Origin of the sequence: Hydrogenophaga sp. (genome assembly GCF_014773545.1) — a bacterium.
GTDB lineage: Bacteria > Pseudomonadota > Gammaproteobacteria > Burkholderiales > Burkholderiaceae_C > Hydrogenophaga.
In genome coordinates, this window is sequence record NZ_SDDV01000002.1 from 227,083 (window position 1) to 243,114 (window position 16,032).

Below are 16,032 nucleotides of genomic sequence, written 5' to 3' on the forward strand. Positions count from 1 at the left end.
CACGGGAGGCAAACATGCACAGCGAACAAAGAAAAAACAATCTGCGGCTGGGTTTTATCCTGGCGTCGGTGGCGCTGGCATTTTTTCTCGGCTTTGTTGCCAAGCTGGCATTTCTGGGCGGCTGAGCGCGCCGGCGTTCGGCACAGATCGGAGACAGGCGATGGGACTGCGGCACGAAAACTTCAAGATGGTCGGCAAGCTTTGCATCATTGCACTGGGCATGTTTGCCTTTGGCTATGCGCTGGTGCCGATTTATCGCGCCATTTGCGAAGTGACCGGCATCAACATCTTGGCGCTGTCTGAGCTGAAGGTTCCGGGCCAGCGGGCCACTGTGCCCAGCAACAGCCAGGTCGATAGAACGCGCCTGATCACGGTCGAGTTTGACGTCAATGTGCGCGGCCCGTGGCACTTCAAGCCAGCGGTGCGTTCGATGCAGGTGCATCCGGGTGAACTCGCCACCGTGCTGTACCAGTTTCAGAACACCCAGAACCGCAGCATGGCGGCGCAGGCCATTCCGAGCTACGCGCCGCAACAAGCGGGCGCGCATTTCAACAAACTCGAATGTTTTTGTTTCACCCAATACACGCTGGCGCCGGGGGAGCAAAAGGAGTGGCCGGTGGCCTTCGTGATCGACCCGCGGCTGTCCAAAGACGTGCACACCATCACCTTGTCCTACACCTTCTTTGAAATCGGCGGCGCCGTGCCGGCGGCACCGCCAGGCCAGGTGCGAGCCAACGCGCCGCTGCCGGGCGCGGTCTGAGGCGGTCCAGCGCTGTTCAGATACAGAACCCGGTTTGCGGCAGCAGTCATCAGGAGCGATCATGTCAGCAGCATCAGACGGCGCCACCCCGTACTACTACGTCCCTGGGCCCTCGCGGCACCCGGTCTTTGCCGCCATGGGGCTGTTTTTTGTCATTCTGGGCGCCAGCCAGTGGATCAACGGCGTGCTCTGGGGTGCTTATGCGCTGGCCTTTGGCCTGTTGTTCTGGCTGAGCGTGCTGTATCAGTGGTTTCGCGACGCCATCCGAGAAAATCAGGCCGGTCTGTACGGGCACAAGATCGACTTGTCGTACCGCTGGAGCATGAGTTGGTTCCTCTTTTCCGAAGTGATGTTTTTCGGCGCTTTTTTCACCGCCTTGTGGTGGGCGCGAGCGCATTCGGTGCCCACGCTGGGCGATATTGAGAATGCCTTGCTCTGGCCCGATTTCGTTGGCGTGTGGCCCAGCGCGTATCCGGGGATGACTGCCTCGCCGGCCGACATCGTCGAGCCGTTCCAGACCATGGGGCCGTTGTGGCTGCCGACCATCAACACCGCGCTGCTGCTGTGTTCCGGCGTCACGCTCACGATTGCCCATCACGCCCTGCTGGCCGGCCAGCGGGTCAAAACCATAGGCTTCATGTGGCTGACCGTCTTGCTGGGCAGCGTGTTTCTGGGGGTTCAGGGCTACGAATATTTCTACGCCTACACCGATCTCAACCTCAAGCTGACTTCAGGTATTTTCGGCTCCACCTTTTTCTTGCTCACCGGCTTTCACGGCTTCCACGTTTTTCTCGGCCTGCTGATACTGGTGGTCATCACGCTGCGCCTGCACCAGGGCCATTTCAGTGCCAGAAGTCACTTTGGTTTTGAAGGCGCAGCCTGGTACTGGCACTTCGTCGACGTGGTTTGGCTCGGTTTGTATGTCTTGGTCTACTGGACCTGATGCGTCGTGGCGCGCGCCGGATTATCGGTTGGGTTCAATCCAGCCCAGTGAATAAGCCATGAACAGCAGCCCAAAGAGCAGGACCGACAAGCCGATGCGCCAGCTCAGCGCGCGCACCAAGCGCTGCCGGTCGGGTGCGTGGCCGCGCAGCAAAAACAGCAGTGCAGCGCCCAAGCAAGCGGCAATGAGGACAAAGCCGGCGACGATTGCGTATCCCATCGGTCCGATTATCGGCCACCGTGCCGGGCGCGGCAGCAGCGCTTGGAGCGCCTGAACATGGCGGTCCGTCAATCTCTGCGTTTTTGGATCGTCAGCGCCGCCACCGTCCTGACCCTGGTGGTGACGGCGGCGCTGGGCGTCTGGCAACTGGATCGGGCAGCGCAGAAACTGGCCTTGCAGGAACAAATCGAGCAGCGCGCCGCGCTGCCGGCCTGGCACACGCCGGATTTGCTGCGGGCCGCCGACCCGACCCAGGGGCTGCACCGTCCGCTGCGGCTCAAAGGCCATTGGGTGCCGGCCAGCAGCGTGTTTCTGGACAACCGCCAGATGGAGGGTCGGGTCGGCTTCTTCCTCGTCACCGCCTTGCGGCTCGAAGGCAGCGAGCGTGCCGTGCTGGTGCAGCGCGGCTGGGTGCCGCGCGACTTCATGGACCGCAGCCGCCTGCCTGCCATAGACACCCCCGCCGGCTTGGTCGATATAGCGGGTCGGCTGGCCCCGGCGCCGGCCAAACTTTTTCAATTGGGTTCGGCAGACGCAGGGCCGATCCGGCAGAACCTCGACCCCGAGGCGTTTGCCCGCGAGACCGGGTTGAATGTGCTACACGTCTCGGTGTTGCAGACCGACGCCGCCGCCGACGGCCTGCGGCGCGACTGGCCGCGCGTGGCCAGCGACGTGCACAAGCACCACGGCTACGCCTTCCAGTGGTTCGGCCTGTGCGCCCTGACGGCTTTTTTGTACCTCTGGTTCCAAATCATCTCGCCTCGCCGCGAGCAGCTACGCCATGGCACAGCCCTCGGATGAAGCACGCGTTCTGACTCTGCACAGTCTGCCCCAACCGGGTTCGTCCGGCCTGCCCGGTGCGGCCAGAACGCGCGCCGGGCGCTGGAAAATGCTGGCTTTGCTGCTGGTGTGTGCCGCGCCGGTGCTGGCCTCTTACTTCAGCTACCACGTGCTGCGGCCAGAAGGTCGGCGCAACTACGGCGAGCTGATCGTCCCGCTGCGGCCGCTGCCGGCCTTCAGTGGCAGCGCTGCGAATGGCCAGCAGGTGGCGCTGACGCAACTCAAAGACCAGTGGTTGCTCATCAGCGTGGCCGACAGCGCTTGCGCTGCCGCCTGCCAACGCCATCTGCATCTGCAACGTCAATTGCGCGAAACCTTGGGCAAAGAGAAGGGGCGTCTGGACTGGGTCTGGCTGCGCACCGGCGCGGCCCCGCTGTCCGAGCCGCTGCAGCAAGCCACCGCCAGCGCCCAAGTGCTGCAGGTGGACGAGCAGGAGCTGGCCGGATGGTTGCAGCCAGCACCTGGCCAAGACTTGCCAGACCACCTCTACCTGGTCGATCCGCAGGGCAACTGGATGCTGCGCTTTCCGGCCCATCTCGATCCCCAGCGGGCCCGGCGCGACCTGCATCGGCTGTTGCGCGCCTCGTCGTTCTGGGATCAGCCTGGGCGACCACCCCCATGACCCAGACCAAGGCTTTGTTTTGCTGCCGCTCAAACGATTTGTGAGGGACGAAATTGGAATCTGACCCCCATTACATTCAGCCGCTGCTTGACCTGGCGCCGCTCGCCCGCCTGATGCTGCTGGGTGTGCTGCTTGCGCTGCTGCCGCTGGTCTGGGTCTGGCTGCGCAGCCGCAGCGCCACACCCGCACATCGCCTGCGCGTGCTGACCCTGGTGACCTTGTTCCTCACTTTCGATCTGGTGTTGTTCGGCGCTTTCACCCGCCTGAGCGATTCCGGTCTGGGTTGCCCGGATTGGCCAGGCTGCTATGGCAGCGTCAGCCCGTTGGGAGCGAGTGCCTCGATTGCCGCTGCGCAGGCGGCCCTGCCCAGCGGCCCGGTCACGTTCTCCAAGGCCTGGGTCGAGATGATTCACCGCTACTTTGCCACCACCGTGGGGGTGCTGATTCTGGTGCTGGCCAGTGTGAGCTGGCTTGAGCGGCGGCGGCTGGCGGTGTCGTTCTGGTGGCCGCTGCTGACCCTGGTCTGGGTTTGTGTGCAGGGCGCGTTTGGCGCCCTGACCGTAACCATGCAGTTGTTTCCCGCCATGGTTACGCTGCATCTGCTGGGCGGTCTGGCGCTGCTGGCCTTGCTGCGCGCGCAAGCGGTCGGTTACGCGCTGGCCGCGCCTGGGCGGCCGCAGTCGGCGCCGGTTGATCCGGGCACGCGTCGCGCCCTGTGGCTGGTATTTGCGCTGCTGTGGGTGCAGATTGCGCTGGGCGGCTGGGTCAGTACCAATAATGCAGTGCTGGTGTGCAGCGATTTCCCGACCTGCCAAGGCAGTTGGTGGCCGCCGATGGACTTTCAGCACGGCTTTAGCCTGTGGCGAGAGCTCGGCATGACCGCCACGGGCGAGCTGTTGCCCTTTCCTGCGCTCACCGCCATTCATTACGTGCACCGGCTGGCCGCTTATGTGCTGCTGGCGGCGCTGTTCTGGCTCGCTTGGCGCCTGTGGTTCGTGCCGGGCCTGCGCAACAGCGGGCGTGGCGTGCTGGCGCTGGCGCTGTGGCAGTTGTTCAGCGGTCTGAGCACCGTGGTGCTGGATTGGCCGCTGCTGGCGGCGCTGGCGCACACCGGTGGAGCGGCGGCACTCGTCATTGTCCTGACCGGTGCCTTGTGCGTCAGCCAGCTGGCGCAGGCGCGCCAGCCGGACCGGCGCCTGCATTCTTTTGCCCCAACGGCCGTGCCGCCCGACGGCCCTGCCGCACAGCAGCCTACGCCTGTCTTATGAATACCGCCACATCCACCCCTTGCGTCGTCGCGGCCCGGCCGTCCACCTGGCGTCAGTTCTACAGCCTGACCAAGCCGCGCGTGCTCCAGTTGATCGTTTTTTGTGCTGTGATCGGCATGGTGCTGGCGGTGCCGGGTGTGCCGAGTGGGGCGCAACTGCAACTGGCGCTCACGGCTGCGCTGGGTATCTGGCTGGTGGCGGCGGCCGCCGCCGCCTTCAATTGCGTGGTCGAGCAAAAAATAGACGCCCGCATGAGGCGCACCGCCTGGCGTCCCAGCGCCGCCGGAACGATCTCAAACGTCCGCACAATGGGTTTTTCAGCACTGCTGTGCGCCCTCGGATCGGCCATTCTGTACGTCTGGGTCAATCCGCTGACCATGGTCTTGACTTTTGCCACCTTCGTCGGCTACGCGGTGGTCTACACCCTGATTCTCAAGCCGCTCACACCGCAGAACATCGTCATCGGCGGTGCCTCTGGAGCCATGCCGCCGCTGCTGGGCTGGACGGCCATGACTGGGGTGGTGGCGCCCGAGGCGCTGCTTCTGAGTCTGATCATTTTCCTCTGGACACCACCGCATTTCTGGGCCTTGGCGCTGTACCGGGTGGAAGACTATCGCAAGGCCGGCCTGCCTATGCTGCCGGTCACGCACGGTTTGGCGTTCACACGCTTGCAGATTTTTCTCTACACGCTGGTCTTGTTCGCGGCCTGCTTGCTGCCGTTCGTGCTGCGCATGAGCGGCTGGTTTTACCTGGCAGCGGCGTTGCTGCTGAGCGCAGGATTCAGCGCCCATGCCTTTGCCTTGTGGCGCCACGAATCGGACGCGTGGGCGCGCAAAACGTTTCGTTTTTCCCTGATTCACCTCTCGCTGTTGTTCGCCGCACTGCTGATTGATCATTACCTGTGAGGCCGACGCCACAGGCGCTAAGATGAAGCGCGGCTTGTCTCATGGAGTTGCTTTCAAAAGTGGTATGCAGCAGGGGATCCGTCATGTTCAAGAAAATTCTCGTTCCCACCGATGGCTCCGAACTGGCGGCCCGGGCCGCCGTCACCGCCGCTTGGCTGGCCAAAAACCAGCGTGCGCAGGTAGTTGGCCTGTACGTGATAGACCCGTTTCCCTACATAGGTATTGGCGACGCCTCATCGGTGGGTTTGCAGGCCTACCTGAGCGAGGCGCGCAGCCTGGCTGAGAAGGCGCTGGACGCGGTCGACCGGGTCTGCGCCGCCCAAGGGGTGGAATTTGCGGGCGACACCATCGAACGCAACGTGGTGCATGAGGGCATTCTGGAGACCACAGAAGCCGAAGGCTGCGACCTGATCGTGATGGGATCGCACGGCCGTCAAGGCTGGAAGGCCCTGGTGCTGGGCAGCGTGGCGCAAAACGTGCTGACGCACGCCAAAGTGCCGGTACTGATCGTCAAGTCCTGATGTGATCGACCGCTGATCGGTACCGACGCGCCGCTGATCGGCGCCTGAGGCAGCGTCTGAGCCGAATCAGCGTTCGGTCAAGATGCTTGACACCGGCGCTGGCTATAGTGCCTGCGCATGAGAGAAAAAACAATAGGGCCAGCGCTTGTCGGCGCGTGGGCCGATCTGCGCTGTGGCCTGCGGGTGGTGGCTTGCTGTGCGGTTTTCACGCTGGCCGCCTGCGGTGGCGGTGGCGGCGCAGCGGCGCCGGGCGCGCCCACCGACTCCGGCACCGGCGGCAATTTGCCCGATGTGCCGACCAGCCAGCGTGATGCCGTTCGTCTGGCCGACCAGGCCAGCTTTGGGCCGACCGAGGAGCTGGTGGCAAGCATTCGCCGCCAGGGCGCGGCCAAGTGGATTTCGCAGCAAATGGCCGCTGCCCCGGTCTCGCGCTACAGCAGCGGTGGCAGCGCAGCGGTGCACCAGCACGGCAACGCAAACCCGGATTTCTGCGCCCATCAGGGCCCGACCTGCTGGCGCGATTACTACTCCAGCACGCCGCTGCTGTGGGACTTCTACCGCAACGCCGTGCAGAACCCGGACCAGTTGCGCCAGCGCGTGGCCTTTGCCTTGCAGCAAATCGTGGTGGTCTCCAATCTGGAGGTGACCGGCACCTATGGGCTGCGCAACTACCACAACATGCTGCTTGAGCAGTCGTTTGGCAACTACCGCGACTTGCTGCGCCAAGTGGCGCTGTCGCCGGTGATGGGCGAATATCTGAACAACGTCAACAACCACCGCAGCGCGCCGAATGAAAACTTCGTGCGCGAGTTGCTGCAATTGTTTGCCTTGGGCACCTGCGAGCTCAACCCCGATGGCACGCTCAGGGGCGGCGCTTGCCAGGCCACCTACAACAACGATGTCTTGCGCAACTACGTTTTTGCACTGACCGGCTGGACCTACCCGCCAGGTGGCAACGCCGCTGGGGGCTGTTGGCCGCGTGGCAGCAACTGCCGTTTTTACCAGGGCGACATGGTGCCGCTGGCCGCTTTTCACGACAACCAGCCGCGCACCCTGCTGTCCGGCGTGACGCTGCCGGCCAACCGCAGCGCGCCGCAGGCGCTGGAGGCGGTGCTCGATAGCCTGATGGCGCACCCCAACATAGGCCCCTTCGTCGGTCGGCAACTGATTCAGCACCTGGTCAGCAGCAACCCCAGCCCGGCCTATGTGCAGCGCGTGGCGCGGGCTTTCAATACCGGGCGCCATGAGGGCTTTGGCAGTGGCCGGCCAGGCGACATGAAGGCCACGGTGGCGGCGATTTTGCTCGACCCGCAGGCGCGCAACCCCGATCCGGATCGCAGCGCCGGGCGGCTGCGCGAGCCGGTGCAACTGTTTACCGGCGTGCTGCGCGCGCTGGGTGGCCGCACCGACGGCGACGCTCTGGGCTGGTGGTGGGGCCAAGAGCTGCGCCAGCACGTCTTCAGGCCGCCTTCGGTTTTCAATTTCTACCCGCCCGATTACCCCGTACCCGGCACCACCCTGCAGGGGCCGGCGTTTGGCATCCACAACGCCAACACCGCCTTGCAGCGCATCAATTACCTGACTTATTTGCTGTTCTGGGGTGGCTCGAACCCGGATATTCGGGTGCCCAACGCGCTGGGCACACGGGTCGATTTGAGCGCGTTTTTGGCCGACGCCGCCGACCCGGCCCGGCTGGTCGACCGGCTCGCGCTGCTGGCGCTGGGCGAGCCGCTGCCTGCTGCTGCCCGCACGGCGGTGCTACAGGCCTTGGACGCCTTTCCGAGCGGCGACGCCGACTACCGCGCCAACCGGGTGCGCCAGGCCGCTTTTCTGGTCTTCGCGGCGCCGCAATACCATTTGATTCGTTGAGGGGTCGCCATGCAAAATATCCCTGACATGCAAGCGTGGCGGCTCAACCGCCGCCGCTGGTTGCAACTGAGCGGCGGCGGGCTGGCCAGCGCGGTTGGCGCCGTAGGGCTGTCGTCCCTGCTGCAAACCCCTGCGCAGGCGCAGGCGCAGCCCGGCTACAAGGCACTGGTGTGCGTGTTTTTGTACGGCGGCAACGACGGCATGAACACGGTGCTGCCGACCGACAACCTGCGCTACGCCGAGTACGCGCGGGTGCGTGCAGACCTGGCCTTGCCGCAGCACAGCCTGGTGCCCATCGACGGCACCGATCTGGGCTTGCACCCGGCGATGGCCGCGCTCGCCCCCATTTGTCAGGCGCGCAAACTGGCGCCAGTGCTCAACGTCGGCCCGCTGCATGAACCCCTGAGCAAGAGCGCGTACCGCAACGCCGCTGCAATGTCGCCGCTGATTCCCGACGGTTTGTTTTCGCATTCCGACCAGCAGGTGCTGTGGGAGGCGGGCAGCGCGCGTGCGCATGCGCGCACCGGCTGGGGTGGTCGCGCCGCTCATGCCTTGGGTACTGCCAACCCGGTGATTGCGGTCGGCGGCAATGGCCGGCGCTTTGGTTTGTCCGAGACGCAAACGCCCTTGGTGCTGCCCGAGCCGGGCGGCATGTTTGGGCTGGAAGGGGTTGTCAATTCCACTTCGCTAGCGGCGCAGGCGCGCGCGACGGCCTTGACGGCCTTGTACGGGCAGCCGCACGACAACGTGTTGCTGCAAAGTTACGTTGCGCAGCAGAGCACGGCGCTCGAGGTGTCGGCCCGCCTGGGCGCGCTGGTGCGGCGGCGCCCGGGCGATCTGACAGGGGCGGCGATTGACCAGGCGTTTGCCCCCATCACCAGCGGCAACCAGATCAACACCGGCATTGGCCGTCAGCTCTATCAGGTGGCCAAGCTGGTCGAGGGGCGGCAGACGGTGCTGGGCGGGCAGCAGATATTTTTTGTCCAGCAAGGCGGCTACGACACGCACGCCAACCAGATCAGCGCCGCCAGCAGCACCGAAGGCACGCATGCCGATTTGCTCACGGCGCTGGCGCAAGCCATGGCCTGCTTTTACCAGGCCATGCAGGCCATAGGCATGGGCGAGAGCGTGACGCTGTTCACGCAAAGCGAGTTTGGCCGCACCTTTTTGCCCAACAGCAGCAAGGGCACCGACCACGGCTGGGGCAACCATCAGTTGGTGCTGGGCGCGGCGGTCCGGGGCGGCGTGGCGTATGGCAGCTATCCGCAACTGTCGCTGGGCGGCCCAGACGACGTCGGCGTCAACCACTGGGAGTTGCACGGGCGCTGGATACCGACCCTCAGCGTTGAGCAGTACGCCGCCACCTTGCTCGGCTGGCTGGGAGCCAGCAACACGCAGCTCGAAGCGGTCTTGCCCAGGCTGCGTTTTTTCACCCCACGCCAGATCGGCTTTGTTTGAGTTTCTCCTGGGCCTGATGATCGCTCCGTAGAATGCGGGGCTGCCCCAGCGAAGCCCCTGCATGTCCGACGCCGCCACCCCCGCCAATTCCAGCCCGGTCGCATCGACTGCCGCTGATCCGGGTCGGCAAAGCGCTGGCGGTGCGGGCCTGATCCGTATTCGGGGTGCGCGCCAGCACAACCTGAAAAACATCGACCTCGACATCCGCACCGGCGAGTTCACGGTCGTTACCGGCCCGAGCGGCTCGGGCAAATCGAGTCTGGTGTTTGACACCTTGTTCGCCGAAGGCCAGCGCCGCTACGTCGAAACCTTCAGCGCCTACGCGCGCCAGTTTCTCGACCGCATGGACAGGCCGGCAGTGGACCGGGTCGATTTCGTTCCGCCCGCGATTGCCATCGATCAGACCAACCCGGTGCGCAACTCGCGCTCGACGGTCGGCACCATGAGCGAGCTGAACGACCACCTCAAACTGCTGTTTGCGCGCGGCGCCGAGCTGTTCGACCGCGCCAGCGCGCTGCCGGTGCGGCACGACTCGCCGGCCTCGATTTACGCCGCATTGCAGCAGCGCAGCCAGGCCCAGGGCGACCCGCGCCTGGTGTTTACGTTTGCGGTGGAAGTGCCCGCTGGCAGCACGGCAGAAGAAATCGAGCAGTGGCTCTCGGCCAGCGGCTACACCCGGGTGCAGGCCAGGCGGCTGTTGCAGCGCGCGCCCTTGCCGTCGGACGCTGCGCCGTCTGGCAAGGCGGGCCGGGTCAAGCCCGGCACCGCAGCGCCGCCCACCATGACGGTGCACGTGCTAGACGTGGTGGCGGACCGCTTGCGCCTGGGCAGTGCCGAGCCGGCGCGGGTGCTGGAAGCGATTGAAGTGGCGCTCAAGCGCGGCGCTGGCACGCTGCGGGTGGTTGCCGAGTCTGCTGCCAACGCCGAAGCACAGGTTTGGCTTTTTTCCACCGGCCTGCATTGTCCGCACAGCGACATTCGCTACGCCGAGCCGACGCCGTCGATGTTTTCCTTCAACTCGGCGCTGGGCGCGTGCGAAACCTGCCGCGGCTTTGGGCGCGTGATCGGGGTCGACTACGGGCTGGTGATCCCGAACGGCCACCTGAGCCTGCGCGCCGGCGCGGTCAAGGTGTTTCAGACCCCAGCCTGGCAGGAGTGTCAGGACGACTTGATGCGCCACGCCGAAGCGGCCGCCATCCCGCGCGACACGCCCTGGAACAAACTCACGCCCGAGCAGCAGCACTGGGTCAAGACCGGCGCGCCAGACTGGCGCGGCCAATGGAAGCAGCAGTGGTTTGGCATCGAGCGATTTTTCGAGTACCTGGAGAGCAAGGCCTACAAGATGCACATTCGTGTGCTCTTGTCCAAGTACCGCAGCTACACCGAATGCCCGAGCTGCGGCGGCGCGCGCTTGAAAACCGACAGCCTGCTCTGGCGTCTGGGCAATAAAGCGCAGGCCGACGCCGTGCTGGCGCCCGAGCAGCGATTCATGCCTGCGGGTGTGGCCTGGAGCCGGGCGCAACTGCAAGCCTTGCCCGGCTTGTGCCTGCACGACTTGATGCGTCTGCCGCTGGAGCGCTTGCGCCGTTTCTTTTCCAGCCTGGCCCCGCTGCCCCACAGCGCCGCTGCGGGGCAGCAGCAAGCGCTCAAGCTGCTGTTTGACGAAATCAACACCCGCATCCGCTACCTGTGCGAGGTCGGCATTGGCTACCTCACGCTGGATCGGCAAAGCCGAACCCTCTCGGGCGGCGAGGTGCAGCGCATCAACCTGACCACCGCCTTGGGCACGTCGCTGGTCAACACCTTGTTCGTGCTCGACGAGCCCAGCATCGGGCTGCATCCGCGCGACATGGCGCGCATCACCGCCGCCATGCTGCGGCTGCGCGACGCCGGCAACACCCTGGTGGTGGTGGAGCACGACCCGGCTGTGATGCTGGCCGCCGATCGGCTGATCGACATGGGGCCCGGGCCGGGCGAGCGCGGCGGCCAGATCGTTTTCGATGGCCCCCCCGAGGCGGTGCGCCACGCCGACACCCTGACCGGCGCCTACCTGGGCGCGCGCAAGCACGTCGGCATGGGCGTCAAGCGCCACGTCGGCCCGAACACACCGCGCCTGATTTTGCACGGCGTGCGCGCGCACAACCTGAAAAATCTGACGGTCGAATTTCCGTTGCAGCGCTTGGTTGTGCTGACCGGCGTATCGGGCTCGGGCAAGTCCAGCCTGCTGCAAGACGTGCTGGCACCGGCCCTGTGGCGCCACTTTGGCCAGCCGACCGACAGCCCGGGTGCTTTTGACCACCTGCTGGGTGCCGAGCAGTTGAGCGCGCTGGTGTTCGTCGACCAGTCACCGATCGGCAAAACCGCACGCTCAAGTCCGGTCAGTTACGTGGGCGCCTGGGACGCCATTCGCGCCTTGTTCGCTGGCACGCCGCTGGCGCGCCAGCGCGGCTACACGGCGACCAAGTTCAGCTTCAACAGCGGCGACGGCCGCTGCCCGAGCTGCAGCGGCAGCGGCTTCGAACACGTGGAAATGCAGTTCCTGAGCGACGTCTACCTGCGCTGCCCAGATTGCGACGGCAAACGCTACCGGCCCGAGATTCTGGAAGTGAAGATCGAGAAAGCGGAGGAGAAATCGGGGTCAGATTCCAATTTCAAAGCCCACGCAGCCTTGTCGTCTGAATCGGGGTCTGACCCCGATTTTTTGGACCCCGATTTTTTGGCGCTGCGGCCGTTGAATGTGGCCGACGTGCTCGACCTCACCGTGAGCGAGGCCGTGCGCTGGTTTGCCCATGAACGCGAGGTCGTTCGAGCGCTGCAGCCCATCGTCGACGTCGGGCTGGAGTACCTCAAGCTCGGCCAGCCTGTTCCCACCTTGTCAGGGGGCGAGGCGCAGCGCTTGAAGTTGGCTGGTTTTCTGGCCGAGGCGGCGCGCAAGGCCAGCGCCAGCCGGCAGCCGCTGGCGCGCAAAGGCACGCTGTTTTTGTTCGACGAACCGACCACCGGCCTGCACTTCGACGATATCGCCAAGCTGATGCGTTCGCTGCGCAAACTGCTGGACGCCGGACATTCGCTGGTGCTGATCGAGCACAACCTGGACGTGATCCGCGCCGCCGACTGGCTGATCGACCTTGGCCCCGAGGGCGGCGACGCCGGCGGCCAGATCGTCACCGAAGGGCCGCCCGAAGATGTGCGCCAGCACCCCAGCAGCCACACCGCCTTGGCGCTGCGCGAGTATGCGCTGTCGGTCGGTGCGCAGCAGCCGGTCCGGGAGCCGCAAGCCGGCACGGACGCCGGGGGTCAAAAACCAGGCGCGGACGCGCTTGCCCAGACCTGCATTCGCATCGTCAACGCCAAAGAACACAACCTGAAAAACCTCAGCGTGGACATTCCGCGCGGCAAGTTCAACGTCATCTCCGGCGTCAGCGGCTCGGGCAAGTCGACGCTGGCGTTCGATATTTTGTTCAACGAAGGCCAGCGCCGCTATCTGGAGAGCCTCAACGCCTACGCGCGCAGCATCGTGCAGCCGGCTGGGCGGCCCGAGGTGGACGCGATCTATGGCCTGGCGCCCACAGTGGCGATCGAGCAGCGTCTGTCGCGCGGGGGCAGCAAAAGCACCGTTGGCACCGCCACCGAGGTCTGGCACTTTCTGCGCCTGCTGTTTGTCAAGCTCGGCACCCAGCACTGCGTGCACGACGGTGCGGCGGTGTTGCCGCAAAGCCAGGACAGCATCGCGGCCGCGATTCTCAGGCGCTACGCTGGCCAGCATATCGGCTTGCTGGCGCCGCTGGTGGTCCACCGCAAGGGCGTCTACACCGAGTTGGCCGACTGGGCGCGCCTGCGCGGCCATACGCATGTGCGCGTCGATGGTGAATTTGTGCCCACCAGCGGTTTTGCGCGCCTGGACCGCTTCAAGGAGCACAGCATCGAGCTGCCGCTGGCCGACTGGGTGGTCAACCCGGCTGACGAGTCCTGGCTGCGCGCACAACTCGCGCAGGCGCTGGAAATCGGCAAAGGTCAGTTGCAGGTGCTGCACCCGCTCGACGGCTTGGGCCAGGCGCTGGCGCAGGGTTTGCCGACTTGCGGCATCGGGACGGTGGAGGTGTTTTCCAGCATCCGCGCCTGTCCGGTCTGCGCCACCAGCTACCCCGAGCTCGACCCGCGTCTGTTTTCCTACAACAGCAAGCACGGCTGGTGCCCGGACTGCGTCGGCACCGGCATGTTGCTCAGCAGCGAGCAGCGCAAACAACTCGACGATTCGCAGCGCGACGAACAGCAGCGCGGGCGCGAGCAGAGCTTTGCCGAACCCGAGCTGGCAGAAGAGCTGCAAAAACAGATCTGCCCAAGCTGTGCCGGCACCCGGCTCAAGCCCCAGGCGCGCGCGGTGCGCTTGGCTGGCAGCGCCATTACAGAGTTGGCGCGCCTGCCGGTGCGTGCGCTGCGGCAGTGGGTGCGCGACCTGATGAACCTGCCCGCGCTGGCCGATCCCGTCCCCGGGCAGGCAGTGGCCCAACCTGAGTCTGACCCCGCGCCGGCGCAGCAGCGCCAGCCGCTGTCGCTGTCGCCACGCGAGGCCGAGATCGCGCGCGATCTGCTGCCCGAGATCGAGAGCCGGCTGGCGTTTCTGGACGAAGTGGGCTTGAACTACCTGAGCCTGGATCGCGGTGCACCCACGCTCAGCGGTGGCGAGGCGCAGCGCATCCGGCTGGCGGCGCAACTCGGCAGCAAGCTGCAAGGCGTGTGCTACGTGCTCGACGAGCCCACCATCGGCTTGCACGCGCGCGACAACGCGGTTTTACTCGACGCGCTGCAAAAGCTCGGCGCTGCGGGCAATACGCTGGTGGTGGTCGAGCACGACGAAGACACCATTCGGCGCGCCGATCACATCATCGACATAGGCCCCGGCGCCGGTCGGCGCGGCGGCCGCGTGGTGGCGCAGGGGTCGGTGGCCGACTTGTGCGCCAGCGCCGAATCGCTCACCGGACGCTACTTGCTGCACGCCATGCGGCATCCTTTGCAGGCCAGACGAGCGGTGTTGCCAGTTGCCGGCGCAGCGGCGCAGGCCAGGGCGCCGGGCCTGTGCTGGATCGACGTGTGCGCAGCCAACCTGCACAACCTGCAGCAGATCGACGTCAGCCTTCCCTTGCAACGCCTGGTGGTTCTCACCGGTGTTTCCGGTTCGGGCAAATCGACGCTGGCGCGCGAGGTGCTGCACGTCAACCTGGCCGCGGCGGTGGCGCTGCGCAGCCGCGTGGCCGGCCGTGCCGCCTGGGACGCTGGCGAGCGGCCAGCCTGGGTCGGTTGCAGCAAGCTGCTGGGTGCCGAGGCGGTGCAGCGCGTGCTGGAAGTCGATCAAACCCCGATCGGCAAAACCCCGCGCAGTTGCCCGGCCACCTACATTGGCTTTTGGGATACGGTGCGCCAACTGTTTGCCGACACGCTGGAGGCGAAGGCGCGCGGCTACGGGCCGGGCCGTTTTTCGTTCAACACCGGCGCCGGCCGCTGTCCAGCCTGCGAAGGGCAGGGCCTGCGCACCATAGAAATGAGTTTTTTGCCCGACGTCAAGGTGCCGTGCGAGGTCTGCCACGGCGCACGCTTCAACCCCGAGACGCTGGCCGTGACCTGGAAGGGAAAGCACATCGGCGAGGTGCTGCAGATGGAGGTCGATCAGGCGCTCGACTTCTTTGCCGCCCTCTCCAGCATCCGTCACCCGCTGCAACTGCTGCAAGACGTCGGACTGGGCTACCTTACGCTGGGCCAGTCCAGCCCCACGCTGTCTGGCGGCGAGGCGCAGCGCATCAAACTGGTGGCCGAGCTGTCCAAGGTGCAGGGCGATGGCACGTCGCTGCGGCGCGGCCAGCGGCCGCCGCACACGCTTTACCTGCTCGATGAGCCCACGGTCGGCCTGCACATGGCCGACGTGGAAAAACTCATTCGCGTGCTGCACCGGCTGGTCGACGCGGGCCACAGCCTGGTGGTGATCGAACACGACCTGGACCTGATGGCCGAGGCCGACTGGATCATTGACCTGGGGCCCGAGGGCGGCGACGCCGGCGGACGCGTCGTTGCCGCCGGGCCGCCCGAAGCGGTGGTGCAACAAGGCACGCACACGGGTCGCGTGCTGGCGGCGCTGCTGGCGCGGGCGCGAGCAGGCCACGGCTGAACGGCAGCGGGAGTGAAAGCCCGCCGCGCCCGCCACCCATCTGGTGCGAGCGATCTCAGTTCCAGGCCACCCAGGCCAGGCCCAGCGCCAGCGCCACCAGCGCGGCGATCAGCCAGCGCGAGCGCACGCGCAGCAGTTCAACCGTGCTGACCAGGCGTGCGTTTTGTTCGGCCAGTTCATTCAAGGTTTGCGACGTTTGCTCTTGCAGCAGCGTCTGCCGATTGAGCTGCACCTGAGCGGCGACCAGGCGGTTTTTCAGCTCACCCAGACTGGGCAGTTCATCGCCCGGCAGGTCAAGCACATCGACCGGTACCGGTGCGCTGGCCGGATCTTGTTGTCTGGCGAGCAGCTTGCGCGCCGCACTTAAAACTTTGGGCGCGTGTTCGATCACATCACCCCAGGGGATGACTTTGAGGGCAAGCAACCAGGGTAGCGACATCGGGATATTTCCTATTCAATGCTGGCGT

General features: G+C 65.6%; 13 protein-coding genes. 11 read left to right on the forward strand and 2 right to left on the reverse strand.

Going from position 1 to position 16,032, the window contains the following annotated elements:
- The first annotated feature begins 14 nt into the window (after nt 1-14).
- The 3 genes from EST26_RS02750 to EST26_RS02760 all read left to right on the forward strand — a co-directional run bounded on the left by EST26_RS02750 (nt 15) and on the right by EST26_RS02760 (nt 1,703).
- Entirely contained in the window at nt 15-125 is a 111-nt protein-coding gene (locus EST26_RS02750; protein WP_291065208.1) for a cytochrome oxidase small assembly protein, read from the forward strand.
- A gap of 35 nt (nt 126-160) precedes the next feature.
- On the forward strand, nt 161-760 hold the full coding sequence (locus tag EST26_RS02755; RefSeq protein WP_291065210.1) for a cytochrome c oxidase assembly protein: 600 nt from the start codon (nt 161-163) through the stop codon (nt 758-760).
- Between the two features lie 61 nt (nt 761-821).
- Nucleotides 822-1,703, forward strand: coding sequence for a cytochrome c oxidase subunit 3 (locus EST26_RS02760; protein WP_291065212.1), 882 nt, complete (start codon nt 822-824; stop codon nt 1,701-1,703).
- A 21-nt stretch (nt 1,704-1,724) separates the two neighbouring features.
- Here the strand turns inward: EST26_RS02760 and EST26_RS02765 are convergent, their stop codons facing one another.
- Entirely contained in the window at nt 1,725-1,922 is a 198-nt protein-coding gene (locus EST26_RS02765; protein WP_291065214.1) for a DUF2909 domain-containing protein, read from the reverse strand.
- Between the two features lie 57 nt (nt 1,923-1,979).
- Between EST26_RS02765 and EST26_RS02770 the strand changes: the two genes are divergently transcribed.
- The 8 genes from EST26_RS02770 (at nt 1,980) to EST26_RS02805 (ending at nt 15,565) form a co-directional block, all read left to right on the forward strand.
- Nucleotides 1,980-2,723, forward strand: coding sequence for an SURF1 family protein (locus tag EST26_RS02770; RefSeq protein ID WP_291065216.1), 744 nt, complete (start codon nt 1,980-1,982; stop codon nt 2,721-2,723).
- The gene (locus tag EST26_RS02775) at nt 2,704-3,384 is read left to right on the forward strand and encodes a hypothetical protein (RefSeq protein WP_291065218.1); all 681 of its coding nucleotides are present in this window, start codon (nt 2,704-2,706) and stop codon (nt 3,382-3,384) included. Before EST26_RS02770 ends, EST26_RS02775 begins: the two co-directional genes overlap by 20 nt.
- A gap of 113 nt (nt 3,385-3,497) precedes the next feature.
- Entirely contained in the window at nt 3,498-4,652 is a 1,155-nt protein-coding gene (locus EST26_RS02780) for a COX15/CtaA family protein (protein ID WP_291065277.1), read from the forward strand.
- On the forward strand, nt 4,649-5,557 hold the full coding sequence (cyoE, locus tag EST26_RS02785) for a heme o synthase (protein WP_291065220.1): 909 nt from the start codon (nt 4,649-4,651) through the stop codon (nt 5,555-5,557). The genes EST26_RS02780 and cyoE overlap by 4 nt, the downstream gene beginning before the upstream one ends.
- Before the next feature lie 83 nt (nt 5,558-5,640).
- The gene (locus EST26_RS02790) at nt 5,641-6,078 is read left to right on the forward strand and encodes a universal stress protein (protein WP_291065222.1); all 438 of its coding nucleotides are present in this window, start codon (nt 5,641-5,643) and stop codon (nt 6,076-6,078) included.
- Between the two features lie 117 nt (nt 6,079-6,195).
- Entirely contained in the window at nt 6,196-7,947 is a 1,752-nt protein-coding gene (locus EST26_RS02795; RefSeq protein WP_291065224.1) for a DUF1800 domain-containing protein, read from the forward strand.
- A 9-nt stretch (nt 7,948-7,956) separates the two neighbouring features.
- Nucleotides 7,957-9,405, forward strand: coding sequence for a DUF1501 domain-containing protein (locus EST26_RS02800; RefSeq protein ID WP_291065226.1), 1,449 nt, complete (start codon nt 7,957-7,959; stop codon nt 9,403-9,405).
- 61 nt (nt 9,406-9,466) lie between these two features.
- Entirely contained in the window at nt 9,467-15,565 is a 6,099-nt protein-coding gene (locus tag EST26_RS02805; protein WP_291065229.1) for an excinuclease ABC subunit UvrA, read from the forward strand.
- A gap of 55 nt (nt 15,566-15,620) precedes the next feature.
- Here EST26_RS02805 and EST26_RS02810 read toward each other — a convergent pair whose 3' ends face one another.
- A complete protein-coding gene (locus EST26_RS02810) occupies nt 15,621-16,004 on the reverse strand; it encodes a hypothetical protein (RefSeq protein WP_291065231.1) in 384 nt (127 codons plus the stop codon).
- Nucleotides 16,005-16,032: the final 28 nt, after the last annotated feature.

What these genes read in the sequence shown, in the direction of transcription:
- EST26_RS02750 (WP_291065208.1), top strand. Translation starts at nt 15, where the DNA reads ATGCACAGCGAACAAAGAAAAAACAATCTGCGGCTGGGTTTTATCCTG.
- EST26_RS02755 (WP_291065210.1), top strand. Translation starts at nt 161, where the DNA reads ATGGGACTGCGGCACGAAAACTTCAAGATGGTCGGCAAGCTTTGCATC.
- EST26_RS02760 (WP_291065212.1), top strand. Translation starts at nt 822, where the DNA reads ATGTCAGCAGCATCAGACGGCGCCACCCCGTACTACTACGTCCCTGGG.
- EST26_RS02765 (WP_291065214.1), bottom strand. Translation starts at nt 1,922, where the DNA reads ATGGGATACGCAATCGTCGCCGGCTTTGTCCTCATTGCCGCTTGCTTG.
- EST26_RS02770 (WP_291065216.1), top strand. Translation starts at nt 1,980, where the DNA reads ATGGCGGTCCGTCAATCTCTGCGTTTTTGGATCGTCAGCGCCGCCACC.
- EST26_RS02775 (WP_291065218.1), top strand. Translation starts at nt 2,704, where the DNA reads ATGGCACAGCCCTCGGATGAAGCACGCGTTCTGACTCTGCACAGTCTG.
- EST26_RS02780 (WP_291065277.1), top strand. Translation starts at nt 3,498, where the DNA reads ATGCTGCTGGGTGTGCTGCTTGCGCTGCTGCCGCTGGTCTGGGTCTGG.
- cyoE (WP_291065220.1), top strand. Translation starts at nt 4,649, where the DNA reads ATGAATACCGCCACATCCACCCCTTGCGTCGTCGCGGCCCGGCCGTCC.
- EST26_RS02790 (WP_291065222.1), top strand. Translation starts at nt 5,641, where the DNA reads ATGTTCAAGAAAATTCTCGTTCCCACCGATGGCTCCGAACTGGCGGCC.
- EST26_RS02795 (WP_291065224.1), top strand. Translation starts at nt 6,196, where the DNA reads ATGAGAGAAAAAACAATAGGGCCAGCGCTTGTCGGCGCGTGGGCCGAT.
- EST26_RS02800 (WP_291065226.1), top strand. Translation starts at nt 7,957, where the DNA reads ATGCAAAATATCCCTGACATGCAAGCGTGGCGGCTCAACCGCCGCCGC.
- EST26_RS02805 (WP_291065229.1), top strand. Translation starts at nt 9,467, where the DNA reads ATGTCCGACGCCGCCACCCCCGCCAATTCCAGCCCGGTCGCATCGACT.
- EST26_RS02810 (WP_291065231.1), bottom strand. Translation starts at nt 16,004, where the DNA reads ATGTCGCTACCCTGGTTGCTTGCCCTCAAAGTCATCCCCTGGGGTGAT.